The organism is Prochlorococcus marinus XMU1402, assembly GCF_017696205.1.
Classification (GTDB): domain Bacteria; phylum Cyanobacteriota; class Cyanobacteriia; order PCC-6307; family Cyanobiaceae; genus Prochlorococcus_A; species Prochlorococcus_A marinus_AC.
The window spans coordinates 985,376-1,002,162 of the sequence record NZ_JAAORD010000001.1 but is presented as its reverse complement, the minus strand read 5'-3'; the positions used below and the strand labels follow the sequence as shown (position 1 = coordinate 1,002,162).

Annotated in this window: 18 protein-coding genes; 14 read left to right on the top strand and 4 right to left on the bottom strand. The window is 32.2% G+C overall.

All coding sequences use genetic code 11. The features are described 5' to 3' along the window. Nucleotides 1-2: 2 nt before the first annotated feature. Both crtL and gyrA read right to left on the bottom strand, forming a co-directional pair. Complete coding sequence (crtL, locus tag HA141_RS05810) at nt 3-1,214, bottom strand: lycopene beta cyclase (RefSeq protein ID WP_209117757.1); 1,212 nt, start codon at nt 1,212-1,214, stop codon at nt 3-5. A gap of 24 nt (nt 1,215-1,238) precedes the next feature. Beyond that, nucleotides 1,239-3,836: a DNA gyrase subunit A gene (gyrA, locus tag HA141_RS05805; protein WP_209117755.1), complete on the bottom strand. Its 2,598-nt coding sequence runs from the start codon at nt 3,834-3,836 to the stop codon at nt 1,239-1,241. 179 nt (nt 3,837-4,015) lie between these two features. Here gyrA and HA141_RS05800 point away from each other — a divergent pair, with 179 nt between their 5' ends. The 4 genes from HA141_RS05800 (at nt 4,016) to rsmD (ending at nt 6,975) form a co-directional block, all read left to right on the top strand. After that, nucleotides 4,016-5,179: a GuaB3 family IMP dehydrogenase-related protein gene (locus tag HA141_RS05800; protein WP_209117753.1), complete on the top strand. Its 1,164-nt coding sequence runs from the start codon at nt 4,016-4,018 to the stop codon at nt 5,177-5,179. A gap of 230 nt (nt 5,180-5,409) precedes the next feature. Next, entirely contained in the window at nt 5,410-5,733 is a 324-nt protein-coding gene (gene trxA, locus HA141_RS05795; RefSeq protein ID WP_011376622.1) for a thioredoxin, read from the top strand. A gap of 11 nt (nt 5,734-5,744) precedes the next feature. Then, nucleotides 5,745-6,362: an imidazole glycerol phosphate synthase subunit HisH gene (hisH, locus tag HA141_RS05790; RefSeq protein WP_209117751.1), complete on the top strand. Its 618-nt coding sequence runs from the start codon at nt 5,745-5,747 to the stop codon at nt 6,360-6,362. 13 nt (nt 6,363-6,375) lie between these two features. After that, the gene (rsmD, locus tag HA141_RS05785) at nt 6,376-6,975 is read left to right on the top strand and encodes a 16S rRNA (guanine(966)-N(2))-methyltransferase RsmD (RefSeq protein WP_209117748.1); all 600 of its coding nucleotides are present in this window, start codon (nt 6,376-6,378) and stop codon (nt 6,973-6,975) included. On the opposite strand, the gene petG is transcribed toward rsmD, so the two are convergent. Then, entirely contained in the window at nt 6,952-7,071 is a 120-nt protein-coding gene (gene petG, locus HA141_RS05780; RefSeq protein WP_011376619.1) for a cytochrome b6-f complex subunit V, read from the bottom strand. The genes rsmD and petG overlap by 24 nt on opposite strands. A gap of 55 nt (nt 7,072-7,126) precedes the next feature. On the opposite strand from petG, the gene HA141_RS09770 reads away from it, so the two are divergent. The 10 genes from HA141_RS09770 (at nt 7,127) to HA141_RS05730 (ending at nt 15,239) form a co-directional block, all read left to right on the top strand. Then, entirely contained in the window at nt 7,127-7,513 is a 387-nt protein-coding gene (locus HA141_RS09770) for a cytochrome c (RefSeq protein WP_348535311.1), read from the top strand. Continuing rightward, a complete protein-coding gene (locus tag HA141_RS05770; protein ID WP_209117746.1) occupies nt 7,510-8,262 on the top strand; it encodes an RNA methyltransferase in 753 nt (250 codons plus the stop codon). Before HA141_RS09770 ends, HA141_RS05770 begins: the two co-directional genes overlap by 4 nt. A 117-nt stretch (nt 8,263-8,379) precedes the next feature. After that, entirely contained in the window at nt 8,380-9,468 is a 1,089-nt protein-coding gene (gene bchI / locus HA141_RS05765; RefSeq protein ID WP_209117744.1) for a magnesium chelatase ATPase subunit I, read from the top strand. Between the two features lie 5 nt (nt 9,469-9,473). Further along, nucleotides 9,474-9,947, top strand: coding sequence for a crossover junction endodeoxyribonuclease RuvC (gene ruvC, locus HA141_RS05760; RefSeq protein WP_209117742.1), 474 nt, complete (start codon nt 9,474-9,476; stop codon nt 9,945-9,947). A gap of 8 nt (nt 9,948-9,955) precedes the next feature. Next, nucleotides 9,956-10,513: a 5-formyltetrahydrofolate cyclo-ligase gene (locus tag HA141_RS05755; protein WP_209117740.1), complete on the top strand. Its 558-nt coding sequence runs from the start codon at nt 9,956-9,958 to the stop codon at nt 10,511-10,513. Nucleotides 10,514-10,553: 40 nt separating this feature from the next. Further along, nucleotides 10,554-10,973, top strand: a complete 420-nt coding sequence (locus tag HA141_RS05750; RefSeq protein ID WP_025923325.1) for a SufE family protein — start codon at nt 10,554-10,556, stop codon at nt 10,971-10,973. 44 nt (nt 10,974-11,017) lie between these two features. Further along, a complete protein-coding gene (locus HA141_RS05745) occupies nt 11,018-12,319 on the top strand; it encodes a homoserine dehydrogenase (RefSeq protein ID WP_209117738.1) in 1,302 nt (433 codons plus the stop codon). Between the two features lie 70 nt (nt 12,320-12,389). Beyond that, a complete protein-coding gene (locus HA141_RS05740; RefSeq protein WP_209117736.1) occupies nt 12,390-12,656 on the top strand; it encodes a hypothetical protein in 267 nt (88 codons plus the stop codon). After that, nucleotides 12,653-14,224 (top strand): ABC transporter substrate-binding protein, encoded by a 1,572-nt coding sequence (locus HA141_RS05735; protein ID WP_209117734.1) that lies wholly within the window; start codon nt 12,653-12,655, stop codon nt 14,222-14,224. Before HA141_RS05740 ends, HA141_RS05735 begins: the two co-directional genes overlap by 4 nt. Further along, the gene (locus tag HA141_RS05730; RefSeq protein ID WP_209117732.1) at nt 14,217-15,239 is read left to right on the top strand and encodes an ABC transporter permease; all 1,023 of its coding nucleotides are present in this window, start codon (nt 14,217-14,219) and stop codon (nt 15,237-15,239) included. The genes HA141_RS05735 and HA141_RS05730 overlap by 8 nt, the downstream gene beginning before the upstream one ends. Here the strand turns inward: HA141_RS05730 and HA141_RS05725 are convergent. Next, entirely contained in the window at nt 15,236-16,786 is a 1,551-nt protein-coding gene (locus tag HA141_RS05725; RefSeq protein ID WP_209117730.1) for an alpha/beta fold hydrolase, read from the bottom strand. The two genes, HA141_RS05730 and HA141_RS05725, sit on opposite strands and share 4 nt — an antisense overlap. Nucleotide 16,787 lies beyond the last annotated feature (1 nt).

The window sequence follows — 16,787 nt, the reverse complement described above, 5'->3', positions numbered from 1 at the left end:
TACTAATTTAACTTGAGCATTCCTAATTTTACTTTTAGAGGGGAATTTATAAACATCTTACTCATTACGTAAATTAGTTTTGGAAGTGGAAGTGTATTAGTAAGAAAACCTACCCATTCATTGGTTGATAATCTAAAGAAATTTGAGAAAAAGCTTCTTAATCTACTTTCGTCAAAACTCATCAATCTTCTTAGGCCGTATTGGTAAAGTTTATGCCTTTGTGTTAACTCATAAGGCCATAGGATTTCCCAGCCTTTTGTTGCGAGTTCCAGAGAGCTTAGATTAGGTTCTTTTAAAAAGATTGCTAATTTTTGTGCAAGGAGTGGAGCCCTTCTTAATAAAGATCCAACCATGTATCCTGACGCAGGATGAACCATACTTGCAGATCCTCCAAAACCAAGAACAAATTGTTTTTTAAATGGGAGGGGTAAATTCATAGGGAAAAGGCAATTCTCTTCATGAAAAATTTCACTTACCTCGACACCTTTACTATTAAGTCTTTTATAAAGTCTTTTTTTAAGATTTTCTTGAGATAATGCTGGATAACTAGCCAATGAAGTTTCTTCAACAAAAAAAGTCTCGTTGCCAAGGTCCATTGCATAAAGAAAGGAAGGGGATGATAACTTTTCTTCATTGTTTAAATGATTTGGACGAAAATCCATTAGAACAAATTGTTCTTTATTAACAGGTGGTGATGTAAATTTACCTACAATTCCGTAAGCAGCTTGTTGAGCAATTTCATTTTGAACTGGTCTTTTTACAAAGTTACTTTTATGACCACTTGCGTCAATAACTAATCTCGCCTTTATTTTGAGGCCTGAAAAACAAATTACCTCAGATAGTTTATTTTTTTCTTTAATGTCTTTTGCTGTTTCATTCAACCATTCAATCCCTTTACATTTTTTTAAAAGCTCATTTTGAAAGGCTTCTTGATTTATTAAACCATAATCATAGTTGTGTTTTGTCGGAGTATCCCCTTTTTTATTTTCCCCATCCCCAAAAAAACTAACTGTTTCACACCACCGATGAGATAACAAAGACTCTAATCCTAATTCTTCTAATTCAGATGCCCAGATACCATAGGTATTCTCCCATTTTTCATTTGGAGATTTTGTTGATATTCCCTTAATATTAAGATCCTGCTTGGCTAATTCTGAAGCTAAACATAATGCTGCAGGACCTGAACCTAAAATTAAAATATCAAGTATTTCCATATTATTTAGCTAACCATAAGGCCTTTAATTTTGTTCAACTGAGCTAGGTTGGTCTTTTCCCTCTATTTGTTCATGGGGTACCAATACCACTTCAGATAAATGATCACCGTCGTCTAATCTTTGTAATTTTACTCCTGTAGCTGCCCTAGATTGCTGAGAGATTTTATCTGCGTTTGTTCTTACTATTACTCCTTTTTCGGTCACAAGTAGTAATTCTTCTCCCTCGCCAAGGACCTTTAAACAAACAAGCTGATCATCTTTAATTCTAAATTTTATTGCTCTCAAACCCATGCCTGCTCTTTTTTGTAATCTAAACTGAGCTACAGGTACTCTCTTCCCTAGTCCAAATGAACTGGCTATTAATACCCATGGACCATCTGAGAAGTTTCCCTCAACATTATCATCAAGATCTTCTGTGAGATCATCAATTTTAGCCAATTGATCAACCAAGTTAGATGTTAAAACATCCATAGAAACTAGATTGTCTCCTTCTCTCAAGTTCATTGATTTAACCCCTCTTGCTGTCCTGCCAAGTGGCCTTAATTCATTAAAATCTAATCTGAAATGAATCGCCATTCCTGTTCTTGATCCAATCAAAACACTATCGCCTTCTTTTGATAATCTAACCCAAGTCAAAGCGTCCCCATCCTCGAGATTTATAGCTATTAATCCATTTGATCTGATTTTTGAGAAAGCAGAAAGTGAAGTTCTTTTTATAAATCCAGCCTTCGTTAGCATCAATAGATAACAATCGTTATCAAAAGAATCTACTGCGACAAGTGAAGTTATCTTTTCTTCTCTTGGTATTGGTAGAAGTTGAACAGATGGTGTACCTTTGGCGGTTCTGCTACTCATGGGAACTCTATATGCTGGAAGAGCATAAGATACTCCTCTATCACTAAAAAGCAAAAGAGTATCATGATCGTTACAGCTTATAAATAATTTCACTTCATCATCTTCTTGTTTCTTTGTTCCAGCTTTACCTCTTGACCCACGACTTGTAGATTCGAATTCATTAACAGGCATTCTTTTTAAATAACCTGCTTCAGTTAATAAAACTACTGATCTGTCATTAGCGATAAGATCAATATCATCTAGACCACCGCCTAAATCGAGTATTTCTGTTTTTCTTGGAGAGGAAAATCTCTCATCGATTTTATTAAGTTCTTCAAGAATAATTTCAAAAATTCTCTCTTTACTATTCAATATTTGCTGATATTCGTTAATTTTTCTGGTTAATTCATCATGTTCCCCTTTAATTTTATCTGCTTCTAGGGCTGTTAATCTTCTTAATTGCATTTGTAAGATTGCTTCTGCCTGTGTGGAAGATAACTCATGATCAGTTTGTAATTTTTCTCTTGCTGAAACTGTATCTTTTGCTGATCTTATTAGATTGATAATTTCATCCATAACCTCCAATGCTAACAAAAGACCTTTTACGATGTGATCTCTTTCTTCCGCCTTTTTTAATAAAAATCCCGTTCTTCGCCTTATTGTTTCCACTCTGAAGTCTAAAAAAACATCTAACATTTTTCTTAGTGAAAGTGTTGTAGGCTCTCCTTTCACTAAAGCTAGAATATTTGCACTAAAGTTATTTTGAAGAGGGGTTAACTTGAACAAATTATTTAGAACTACTTGTGGATAGGCATCTCTTTTTAGTTCAATAACAATTCTCATTCCATCTCGATCACTTTCATCTCTAATATCAGAAATACCTTCTAATTTTTTTTCGTTAACCAAGTCTGCAATTCTTTCGATCAATGCAGCTTTATTAGTTTGAAACGGAAGCTCTGTAATTATTACTGCATCTTTCTCTGCCCTACCAGTGGATTTAATTTGCTCAATATTTGCTACACCTCTCATAGTTATTGAACCCCTCCCTGTCTTGAAAGTTTCTCTTATCCCATCTTTGCCTAATATTTGACCACCAGTGGGAAAATCAGGACCCTTAATTATTTCAAAAAGTTCTCTATCTTCAATTGATGGATTTTTAATTATTGATTTAAGACCATTAATTAATTCTCCTAAGTTATGAGGTGGAATATTAGTTGCCATTCCTACTGCTATTCCCGATGATCCATTTAGAAGTAGTTGAGGGATTCTGGCCGGTAAAACTGTTGGCTCCTGTTGAGAACCGTCAAAATTATCGGCGAAATCAACAGTTTCAGATTCAATATCCTCTAGCAAACTTTCATCTGTAAGAGACTTTAAACGAGATTCTGTATATCTCATTGCTGCTGGCGGGTCGTTATCTACAGAACCAAAGTTTCCATGACCATCTATTAGTGGCATCCTCATAGAGAAATCCTGAGCCATCCTGACTAGAGCATCATAAACTGCTGTATCTCCATGCGGATGGTATTTACCAAGTACTTCTCCAACAACTCTTGCACATTTTCTGTATGGTCTACCGCTAGTCAAACCAAGTTCATACATTGCATAAAGAATTCTTCTATGAACAGGTTTTAATCCATCTCTGGCATCTGGAAGAGCACGACCAACGATGACGCTCATTGCATACTCTAAATAAGAGCGAGACATCTCATTTCTTAAGTCAGTCTGAATAATTCGATCATTATCTTCACTTAATCCTGAGTTATCGGAATCTAAAATATCAGACATATAAAAATCCTTTCTTTAATGATAATCGCTGATTGTCATAATGAATAAAAAAAAAGATTTATTTAATTCCCAAATACTCACATTTACACACAAATCAAAATAAAACCTGTTGTTTTTGAATAAACCTTGGCTTATTACCCCTTTAGTTGTTAATTTATTCAAAATAAGAGAAAATTACCGTGAATATTGAACTTGGTTTAAATAAAAAAGTCAGGCGTGCTTATGGCATCGATGAAATAGCTTTAGTCCCGGGTAATAGAACACTTGATTACGATTTAACTGATCCTTCTTGGTCAATAGGTGATTTCAAAAGAGAAGTTCCGATCGTTGCTAGTGCCATGGATAGTGTTGTCGATGTCAATACAGCTGTAGAGCTCACAAAATTAGGTTCCCTAGGGGTTATAAATATGGAGGGCATACAAACACGATATGAAAACTCTGATGAAATATTAAACCAAATAGCATCAGTCGGGAAGAATGATTTTGTTCCATTAATGCAGAAAATATACAGTGAACCGGTCAAGCAGGAATTGATTGTACAAAGAATAAATGAGGTGAAAGAAAGAGGAGGTATAGCAGCTTTTAGTGGAACTCCTCAAGCTGCCATTAAATTTAAAGAAACACTTAATAATTCCAAAATAGATTTATTTTTTCTTCAAGGAACAGTTGTTTCGACTGAACATCTTGGTATGGATGGTAAGGAAACTTTAAATATTAAAGATCTCTGTCAATCTATGAATGTCCCAGTTGTAGCTGGTAATTGTGTCACTTACGAAGTTGCAAAACTTCTCATGGATGCTGGAGTTGCAGGATTGATGGTTGGAATAGGACCTGGAGCGGCATGTACATCAAGAGGAGTATTGGGAATTGGAATCCCTCAAGCAACTGCAATTGCTGATTGTAGTGCGGCAAGAAATGATTACTTTAAAGAAAGTGGTCATTATATTCCTATTATTGGTGATGGAGGAATTGTTACTGGTGGAGATATCTGTAAATGTTTGGCATGTGGAGCAGATGCTGTAATGATTGGATCTCCAATAGCTAAATCCTCAAACGCTCCAGGTAAAGGATTTCACTGGGGCATGGCTACTCCAAGTCCAATATTGCCAAGGGGCACAAGAATTGAAGTTGGTTCTACCGGATCCTTAGAAAGAATTATTAAAGGTCCTGCCTTACTTGATGATGGGACACATAACTTATTAGGAGCCATAAGAACCTCAATGAGTACTCTTGGGGCAAAAAATATTAAAGAAATGCAAGAAGTTGAAATAGTTATCGCACCATCACTTCTTACAGAAGGTAAGGTTTATCAAAAAGCTCAGCAGCTCGGGATGGGTAAGTAGTTCACTTAGAGCAAAATTATAAATCCTTAGTGAATTAAGTATTAATTTGAAAAATTTTCTAATTAGGAGTTATTATGAAATAATGGGGGAAACCCCATACTCCTCACACACTAAATCGCCCGATTAATCGGGCTTTTTTAGATATTTTGTTACTTATATTATTTAATCTGTAATGAAATCATCACTTAAAAGAATTGCCTGCTAAATTTTCAAAAAGGAATACTTAAATTATGTCATCAGCTCCAGCCGTAACTGATTCTTCATTTGACAAGGATGTACTGCAAAGTGATCTACCAGTATTGGTTGATTTTTGGGCACCATGGTGCGGTCCATGTAGGATGGTCGCTCCGGTTGTAGAAGAAATCTCAAAAGACTTTGAAGGGAAAATTAAAGTTTTTAAATTAAATACAGATGAAAATCCAAATGTAGCCAGTCAATACGGAATAAGAAGTATTCCTACATTAATGATCTTTAAAGGAGGTCAAAAGGTTGATACCGTTGTTGGGGCTGTGCCAAAAGCAACTCTTTCGAGCACTTTAACTAAGCATTTATAAATTTAAAAGCTTTGCATAAAATTGGACTAATAGACTATGGAATGGGTAATATTCATTCTGTAACTAAATCTCTAGAAAGTCTTGGAGAAGAAATTATATTAATTAAAAACTTTAATGATTCTAAGCTTTGTAAGGCGATAATACTTCCCGGAGTTGGAGCATTTGATCCAGCGATGAATAATCTGATAAATACTGATTTGGTTACTGATCTGAAAAATTGGATTAAAAGTGGGAAATCCTTTTTTGGTATATGTTTAGGTCTCCAACTCCTTTTTGAATCTAGTGATGAAGGAAAAGTTGAAGGGCTGGGAATTTTAAAAGGAAAAATACAAAAAATACCAAATATTAGTAACCAAAGAATCCCACACATGGGTTGGTGCCAACTTTTACCTACCAAGAAAAATACTTTATTTGGGTTTGAAGAATTAAATAATTGGGTCTATTTTGTACATTCCTATCATGCAATCCCAGATAACTTAAATATTATTGCAGCTCAGGTTGATTATGGCTCTGAAAAATTAACTGCAATGATTGAAAATGAAAATTTATTGGCCTGTCAATTTCATCCGGAAAAATCTGGGAAAACCGGAGAAAAACTTTTGAGAAGATGGCTGAGTAATATTCAATAACAGATTCTTAGGGATGAAAACTAACTTAAGATTAATAGGCGGTAAAAAACTACAAAGTCCAAATAATTCTTATACTAGACCTACAACTTTGAGAGTGAGAGAGGCCATATTTAATATATTGAACAAAAGAGTTGAAAATAGTAACTGGTTAGATTTATTTAGTGGAACAGGTGCTATATCTTGTGAAGCTTATAATCACGGGGCAAGAAAAATCATTGCAATTGAAAAAAACAAAATCAACTCAAAAATTTGTTTAGAAAATTTACTCTCGTTGGAGAATATAGGGAATAGGAAAAATGATATCGAAGTTATTTGTAAAGACGTTTTGAAATGGACAAAACCTGATTATGAGAGAAACTTATCAACTAGAAATATGGATTTAAATAAATTAAAATTCGATTTTGTTTATCTAGATCCTCCATACGATGTGGATTTCCATGAATTAGTTTTAAATCAATTATTTAATTGTAATCTTTTAAAAAAAGATTCAACAGTTATTTGTGAACATTCTCAAAATCTATTTATTAAAAAAAGTACTTTGTGGGAAACTATAGATGTAAGAAATTATGGGCAGTCAAGATTAACATTTTTAATCAATGTCCAACATCCCTGAACCTCTTCTGTATTGATTCCATGCACTTACGAATAATCCAAGAAGAGTTATTGGAACTAAACCTAAAACAATTCCACATAGAAGAGGCTCGATCATTTTTTTGCCTTTTTTAAATTTATTACTCACAATTGTTACATAGAGACTATTTTTTGTGTCAACATCTTCATCAACTGCAGCAGAAAGGGACTTTAAAAGAGAGTTCTTAAAAATATTTTTTGTTTTATTTGGAGTTTTATTAATTTGTTTAGCAATATTTTTCGTAAATCATCATGAAAATAACAAGTATATTATTGAAACTCTTGAGTTTAATGGCTCTGCTGAGGAGGGAGATGCTCTTTTTAAGATAAATTGTGTTGGATGTCATGGAATTACAGCAAGAGGATTAGTGGGCCCAGACTTACACTCAATAACTCAACGTTTGAATGATAAAGAGATAATTAAACAAGTTACTGGAGGCCTGACTCCTCCTATGCCAAGTTTTGAAATTGATCCTGTAAATATGTCAAATTTATTAAAATATCTTCATAGTCTTGAATGATTTTGGGAAAAAATTTTTCTAATTTAAAGGTAATTTTAGTTGAACCAAATGGCCCTTTAAATGTAGGTAGCGTTGCTAGATTATGCAGTAATTTTGAAGTTGATGAATTAAGAATTGTTTCTCCTAAATGCGACATATTTTCTTTAGAAGCAAAAAAAATGGCTCTTAAAGGTCAAAAATTTATTAAACATTGTAAGGTTTTTGATGATCTTCAAAAAGCAATTTTTGATTGTGATTTGGTTCTAGCATCTTGTGGAAGGATTGATGTAAATAAAGATTCATTTTTTGTATCTTCTGATGATATTTTTGATTGGACTTTATCCTTTAAGAAGATTAATACTTTAGCAATAATATTTGGAAGAGAAGATAGAGGTTTAACTAACAGTGAGTTGCTTCTAGCAAATAAAACTTTTAATATTCCAACTTCTCAGAAAAATCCATCATTAAATCTTTCTCACGCTGTTTCAATAGTTCTGTATGAATTAAATAAGTCTTCTAAAAAGAATTTAAATAATGAATTAAAAGTTTTTAACTTAGCATCATCGAATGAAGTACATGATACATTTGTGGAATTAGAGGAAATGCTTTTGCGAGTTGGATATCTCTTAGAACATACCTCCAAGGCAAAAATTAGTAAATTTAAGAATTTTATTTTGAGGGCAAATACATCAATGCATGAAATAAATGTTTTACGAGGAATTGTCCATCAAATAAACTGGTTTTTGAACAATTCAAAAAAAAATAAGTAAGTAAAAATTTGATTAGTTATTATTCACTTCTTGTTTTAATTTGATAGGGATATTTACTAAAAACATTTTCTGAAGTAGCATCTATTGATTATTTGAATATTTAAGAAAACTAAAACTGTGCCTACAACAAAGAAAAGAAGAGTTTTTCCTTTTACAGCAGTAATTGGTCAAGAAGAAATGAAATTGGCTCTCTTGTTAAATGTTATTGATCCAAGAATTGGAGGAGTGATGATAATGGGTGATAGAGGGACTGGAAAGTCCACTACTATTAGAGCCTTAGCTGATTTGTTGCCTGAAATCGATGTTGTTAAAGACGATCCATATAATAGTTCACTAGTTGATCCTGACTTACAAAGTAAAGAAGTTTTGGAGAAAATTACTCAAGGAGAGAATCTAGAGAGTACTCAAAAACAAGTACCTATGGTTGACTTGCCTTTGGGTGCTACTGAAGACAGGCTTTGTGGAACCATTGATATAGAGAAGGCTTTGAGCGAAGGTGTCAAGGCATTCGAACCAGGTCTATTAGCAAAAGCTAATAGGGGTTTATTATACGTTGATGAAGTGAATTTACTTGATGATCATTTAGTTGATGTACTTTTAGATTCGGCCGCTTCCGGATGGAATACAGTTGAAAGAGAGGGGGTATCAGTTCGACATCCTGCGAGGTTTGTCCTTATTGGTTCAGGAAATCCAGAAGAAGGTGAATTAAGGCCTCAACTATTGGATAGATTTGGAATGAGTGTTGAAGTTAAGACAGTTAGAGATGCTGAATTAAGAGTTCAAGTAGTTGATCAAAGAACTTCTTTTGATGATAATCCTGATGAGTTTTCATTGAGTGTTGAGAAACAACAGGATGAACTTCAACAAAAAGTTATTAAAGCACAAGAAATATTAAATTCTGTTCAAATGGACGATGACTTAAGATTGAATATTTCTGCAATCTGCGGAGAACTAGATGTGGATGGTTTACGTGGAGATATTGTTACGAATCGATCAGCAAGGGCAATTGCAGCATTTGAGGGCAGAACTGAAGTGCAAGAAGATGATATAGCAAGGGTTATTTCTTGTTCTTTAAGACATAGGCTTAGAAAAGACCCCTTAGAACAAGTTGATTCAGGTGAAAGAGTTATTCAAGCTTTTTGTAAAGTATTTGATTTAGATGAAAAAGAAAATCTTTCAAAATTTCAATTGGCTGCTGAAGCTTAATAACAGTGAGAATAATTGGGATTGACCCCGGATTAGCTAGAGTTGGTTATGGAATAATTGAGATAGAAAATGAAAGAAAGATATTATTAGATTGCGGCGTTATTGAGACATGTAAAGATAAAAAAGAAGAACATAGACTTTATGAGATATTCCAAGATCTTAATGAATTAATAAATCATTGGAACCCAACTGCAGCGGCAGTAGAAAAATTTTTCTTTTACAAGTCAAGCACTACCATTAGTGTGGTGCAGGCGAGAGGCGTGATTATGATGGTATTGGCCTCTAAAAAAATTCATGTTAGTGAGTATTCACCTGCGCAGATAAAATTAACAATTGCTGGGTCTGGAAAGGCATCTAAGAAAGATATTCTTGATGCTGTTATGTATGACTTAGATCTTAACAAACCTCCAAAACCTGATGATTCAGCAGATGCATTGGCAATAGCACTCACAAAACTAAATGAGGAAGGCTTTAACTGAGAATTTAAATGACGATCTTTGAAAATAAGAAATTGGAGAGGGATACGTTTAGAAAACTAAGAGATGGGATATCTCTTGATCAAAGAGAAAATGTAGAAAAGAATGTAAGATTATATATTGATTCATTTGTTAAGGGATATAAAAATATTGGTTATTTAGCTATATATTGGCCTCTAAAAAATGAAGTTGATATTAGAGGTCTAAAGAAAAAATTCACTTTAGCTTTACCTAGATGTAAAGATAAAAAAGAGTTGTTATTTTATCCATGGGACGAAAAACCTCTTACCAAAGATTCTGAGGGAATACTAAGTCCAAATAACTCTTCTCCATTGAGTCATTTGCAGATAAGCATGATATTTGTACCATGTCTTTCGGTTGATAAAAATTTAACAAGATTGGGTTATGGAGGCGGTTATTTTGATAAATTAAGGAGAGATAATGATTGGGGAAATGTTCCATGCATTGGAGTATTAACTTCTAATTGCGTAAGTACGATTCCATTAACGAGAGCTGAGTGGGATATTCCTTTATCTGGATTTATCACAGAAAAAGAAATATTTGTATAATGGGAGATTATTAAATTGATTAATTTATAGCTTTAAAAAAATGGAAAATCAGGAAAAATACAATAATTTATCAAAATTAGTAGAAAAGTTGAAGAAATCAGAAGATCCAAAAAGAAAATATGAATACATTTTGTGGTTAGGCAAAAAATTGAAAGAGCCAGATAGTGAAATTCTTGTAGAAGAAAATAAAGTTAAGGGATGCGTTTCAGAAGTTTTTGTTAAGGCAACTATTAAAGCCGGTAAATTATTTTGGGAAGGATATTCTGATGCTCTCATAACAAAGGGTTTGTTGGCCTTTTTAATAAGTGGATTAAATGAGTTGACACCAAATCAAGTTGTTGAAATAGATAAGAAATTTATAGAAGATACTGGTTTGAAAGCAAGCTTAACACCTTCACGTTCGAATGGTTTTTTAAACATTTTATTGAAAATGCAGTCTCAAGCAAATGAATTTTTGTAGGCCTAATAATATAAAATTAAATTCAAAGTTAAAAGAAATAAAAAATGAGAAAATGCAAAATTGGGATTGTAGGTTTTGGAACTGTAGGTTCAGGGATTTATAAAATATTAAGTTCTGAAGTTGATTCACATCCAATCCTAAAAGAAATAGAAATTGCAAAAATAGCAGTCAAAGATCTTAATAAAAAAAGGGGTATTGAGCTAGACAATAATTTGTTAACTGATGATCCATTTAAATTAATTAATGACCCCTCTATAGATGTAATTGTTGAAGTAATGGGTGGAGTTGATTTGGCGAAAGATATTATTCTGCAATCATTAAAATTAGGTAAATCTGTTGTTACTGCAAATAAAGCTGTGATTGCAAGATATGGAGAAGAAATATATAAAACTGCATCTAAAGAAGGAGTGTATATTTTGTCAGAAGCGGCTGTTTGCGGAGGGATTCCAATAATTGAACCCTTAAAAAGATCATTAAAAAGTAACAGTATAAAAAAAATGGTTGGGATAATAAATGGCACAACAAATTTTATTCTTTCAAAGATGGCAAATGAAAAAGCTGATTATAAGGAGACTTTAAAATTGGCCCAAAGCCTTGGTTACGCAGAATTTGATCCAACCGCAGATGTTGAGGGGCATGATGCTGCTGATAAGATTTCAATCCTTAGTGAACTTGCCTTTGGAGGGAAAATCAAAAGAGAGGAGATACATTCTGAGGGTATTAGTAAAATTAATCTCAAGGATATTGAATATGCCAATAAATTAGGATTTGAAATAAAACTTTTAGCGCTTTCCGAAAGGGGACAAACAAATAGTAATGATTCACTTGCTTTGAATATTTGGGTAGGCCCTTCTTTGATCCCAAAATCTCATCCATTAGCAACAGTTAAGGGAGTTAACAATGCCTTATTGATAGAGGCTGATCCTCTAGGAGAGATAATGTTGTATGGTCCAGGCGCAGGGAGTGGCCCAACCGCTGCATCTGTAGTCTCAGATATATTAAATCTGCATGCCGCCTCAGTAAAAAATAATAATTCAGTCGATCCATTGTTATCTTTTGATTTCTGGAGAACCTGCCACATCATAGAATGTTCACAAATAAACAAAAAAAATTACCTTAGAATTATTTGTCTTGATAGTCCAGGCGTCATAGGAAAGATTGGAGATATTTTTGGAAAGAATAATGTATCAATCGAATCAATTGTTCAACTTGATGCAAGTGAGGACAAAGCAGAAATTGTCGTTATTACTCATGAGGTTAATAATGGAGATTTTGAGAAATCGAAAGATGAAATAAATTCGCTTAATGAAGTCAAAGTTATTGCAAGTCAATTAAGTTGTATTTAAAAAAATAGTTTGCAAATTTCTTTATAGCTTGGTAAACCGAAGAAAGTAAGTGTTTGGTTTTAGAACCTTAATGATTCATTCAAAACTATTAGACAGTGAAAATAATAATTTAAATTCTTCTGAATACCTTTATAAAGGTGCTTGTGTAAAAATTAAAAATAGCAATAAGACTTTTCAAGTAATTGGTTTAAATATAAGTAAAAAAATTTGTTGGGTTAGAGAGTGGCCTTTTGCCTGTAATTCTAAAAAAACATTTGCTTTAGAAATAAATCAAATAACCTTACAAATTTTCTGCTCAAATAATTCTTCAGAAAAACTTAGTAATTATGAAATATGAAAGAAAAAGTTGTTTTATCAATATTTATTATTTTAATTTCCTTTTTACAGAATTCTTGCGGCTCAAAAAGAATATCTAAAAAAATCATAGTAGCTAGTTCTGGAAAAATTGAATCTTTAGATCCAGCTAGAGCAAATACTCTTAAAGCAATTCAATTAATCAGTTCTCTTGGAGACACATTATATGAATTAAATTCTGATGGAGAATTAATCCCTCAATTGGCTGCGGGGATGCCAGTTATTTCAAAGGATAGACTTCAAATAACTATTAATTTAAGAAAGAATGTTTTGTTTCACGATGGAACTGCGTTTAACTCAAATGCTATGAAGTTTACCTTTGATAGATTCAAAAGAATTGGAACGATGAACTATATTTTAGGAAATAAGATTAAATCAATAGAAACGCCAAGTGAATATTCAGTCAAAATAAATTTGAATAAACCATCAAGTTCTTTAAATGGTTTACTCACATCAGTAAATTTAACTCCAATATCTCCTAAATTTTACAAACAATATTCTGATAAGTTTCTAAATGAAAAATTCGTTGGTACTGGCAAGTATGTGCTGACAAGTTTTTCTAATGAAGTTCAAGCAATTGATCCATTTTTGAATTATTGGGGTGAAAAGCCCTTAAATAACGGCGTTAATTTTGTGGGATATTCAAATTCATCATCTCTTTTTGGGGCTTTAAAAAGTAAACAAATTGACGTGCTTTTATCAAATTCAATTGATGATAGCCAGAGAAAAAGTTTAAATAATTTAAGCAAAAATAAACAGTTTAATGAAGGTAATAGCCCTTTCACTGAATTAAGTTTTATAAGCCTTAAAACTAGTTCTTATCCTCTAAATAATCCTAATTTAAGACTGGCTTTAGCAAAAAGTCTAAATAGAAAATTGATTAGTGAGAAAGTAAGTTATGGATTAAGGAAGCCATCTAGATCAATTATTCCTTCGATATTAAAAAAAGATAATCAAGAACTGTGGCCTAAATACGATTATTTAGAGGCAAGAAGTTTATTGCAAAAAGAAAATTATTGCAACGGAAATATTCTAAAAATACCCCTTACTTATAGATCGAATGTACCAGCTGACAAGCTTATTGCTCTGACATGGCAAGAAGAAATTAAAAGTTCTTTGAAAGATTGTATTGATATTGAACTCAATGGGGTTGAATCTACAACAGTTTATAAGAATTTAAGTTTAGGAATTTATACGGCAGTTCTTCTCGATTGGACTGGGGCATATTCAGATCCAGAGGCCTATCTCACCCCTCTTTTAAGTTGTAATGAAATAGTTGATGGTATATGTAAAAAAGGAGAATCTGTTTACAGCGGGAGTTTTTGGGGATCTAATAAAGTGGAAAGTTTATTTCTTGAGAGTGAAAAAATAAGTGGAATTAAAAGATTAGAAAAACTTGTTGAAATTGAAAAAATAGCAGCACGTTCAATACCTTATATCCCTATTTGGATATCCTCTCAAAAAGCATGGTCACAAAATAAAATATCAAAACCTATTTTTAATGGTGCAGGAATAATTTCATTGAGTGATCTTGAGTTAATTAATGAGTAGAAATTTAAATAAACTACTAAATTATTCCCTATTAAAAATTTCATTAATACCCATAATGTTATGGATAATTTCTTCATTAGTTTTTATTTTATTAAGAGTTGCACCAGGCGATCCTGTCGATGCAATACTTGGATCTGGTGCAGATGAGGTTTCTAGGGAACTTTTAAGAAATAAATTGGGGCTAAATGAACCTTTAATAAATCAATATTTTTCATATATTAAAAATATATTGTACTTAGATTTTGGCCAATCTCTTAGTACCCAAGAGCCAGTCCTAAATATTATTCTTAAGTCGTTGCCTGCAAGTCTTGAGCTTGGTTTCTTTTCAATATTAAGTGCCCTACTAATAGGATTCCCATTGGGATTAATTGGATTGAGAAATAGAGGGAAAAAGACTGATTATATTACGAGAATATTAGGAATTGCTACATATGCGATCCCTCCTTTTTGGGGTGCAATGTTAGCGCAATTATTATTTTCTGTATTCTTTAATATTTCTCCTATTGGTGGTAGATTTCCAATATTTCAGCAACAACCTCAAATTACAGGGTTTCTTGTTTTAGATAGTATTCTTTCAAATAATTTTATTGCTTTGAAAGATAGCCTTTATCATCTCGCACTTCCTTCGATTACCCTTGGCTTTTTATTAAGTGGTATATTCAGCCGCTCATTAAGAGTAAATTTGGATAAGACATTAAAAAGTGATTATGTAAATGCTGCTTTATGTAGAGGAATATCAAGGAATAAAATATTTTTAAACCATGCATTGCCTAATGCTCTATTGCCAATTGTCACTATTTCTGGCTTGACTATGGCCTCATTAGCAGGAGGTGCTTTATTGTTTGAGGTAACTTTTTCCTGGCCAGGTATAGCTTTAAGATTACATGAAGCTATTTCTCAAAGAGACTATACATTGGTTCAAGGAATTGTAATTTTTACCTCTATGTTAATAGTCTCTTTAAATCTCTTCGTGGATATTTTAATTGCCTATTTAGATCCAAGAATAGAGTACTAATTTTCGGAAATTTCTTTTATTGTTTTAAGATCTAAAAGATGGAAATTAAGTCCCAAATCTCTTTGGTTTTTAACTACTGTAGGGATCTTTTTTTCTTTAATATTTTTTAAAAATTCAACGATAAATTTCGCAGATAAATCTTGTACTAATATTGGCTCTGAACCAATAAAAGAATCACTTATTTTGAAGACGTCATTATTTTCTTTATAACTATTATTAATTCTTATTGGAGAGAAATGACTTGCTCCTTCAATAATTAGAAATCTATTTGATGGATTATTTAAAGCGGTAAAAACTCTAAATTGTTCATTCATTAACGGTGTAATAAGGTCATATGTACCACCTATCAGAAGAGTCGGTATCTCTATACCAGAATTTTTTTCTGTCGGCCACAATAGACTGCCAAATGAATTAAATCCAATTATCGCACTGGCCTTATTAGTGTTATTTTTCTTAGGGAATGGTATTTCGCTCAACTGACATTGAAGTAATTTAGATAAATTTGTTACAGCAAAGTCTTTCAACGCCGAATCACATTTCTTCTCTAGTTGATCAGTAGGTTTTTTCCCTTCATGTAAAAGTGCTATTAAAGCACCAAGTGAATGCCCCATTAAAATATAAGAATCATTAGGTAAATCAAATTCGCCATTTTCATGAGCTTTTAATACAGCATCTAAATCTTTAATTCTATATAAGAAAAAATCTGCACTTCCTGGTATTGTTTCCTTACCTTCAAGAACTTCTATGAATGAATCTAAATTACTCCCTCTATGATCTATGAATAATATTGGCCAACCTCTTTTAGCCAATTCGTTGCCTATCCATTTGAAATTATCAATTTCGCCTCCAAGTCCTGGCATAAAAATTACCAGTTCTTTATCATTTTTTGTTTTATTGTTTTTCCATATTTCAATTTCGAAAGGTTTTACTCGGTGAGGGGCATAAATTTTTTTATCAATTTTAATTAGATCTTGAGTTGATTCTTTTTTAGTATTTTTAAAGGAATTATGGTTCGTTTTTTCAAGTTTATTTAATTTGGATAAAAGTTCTTGTTGCATTGATAATTCATTTTTCCAAGATGAAATTATTAAAATTAAATTATCAATATCTAGTGAAATTTCTTTAGATGGTAATGCCTTTATGATTTCTAAAGTTGAAACTTCTTTTTTTTGATCTAATAAATTTTCTATAGTGTTATATATTTCTGTTCCATTATTGTCATTTGGAACTTTAATGCTTTTGCTTAATTCTGTAAGAATTTTACGTCCTATCCAACTTCTTAATATTTCTCTATTTAATCCCTCTTCTTTGAAAACTGGAAATTCTAAAAATTTTGATAATTCAAAAACTCTTATTAATCCATTTTTTTTTAACCAATCTAATAATTCTGTTGAATCATCTTTGTATTTTTCTAATTTTGATAATTGTTCTATAGTAAGAGGGATTTCCATCTCTTCAAACTTAATATTTATCTTTTCAGCAGCCTTTAAACCATTATTAAAAAATAAACCACAAAAACTAAAAAAAATTATAAAAATGTATTTCACT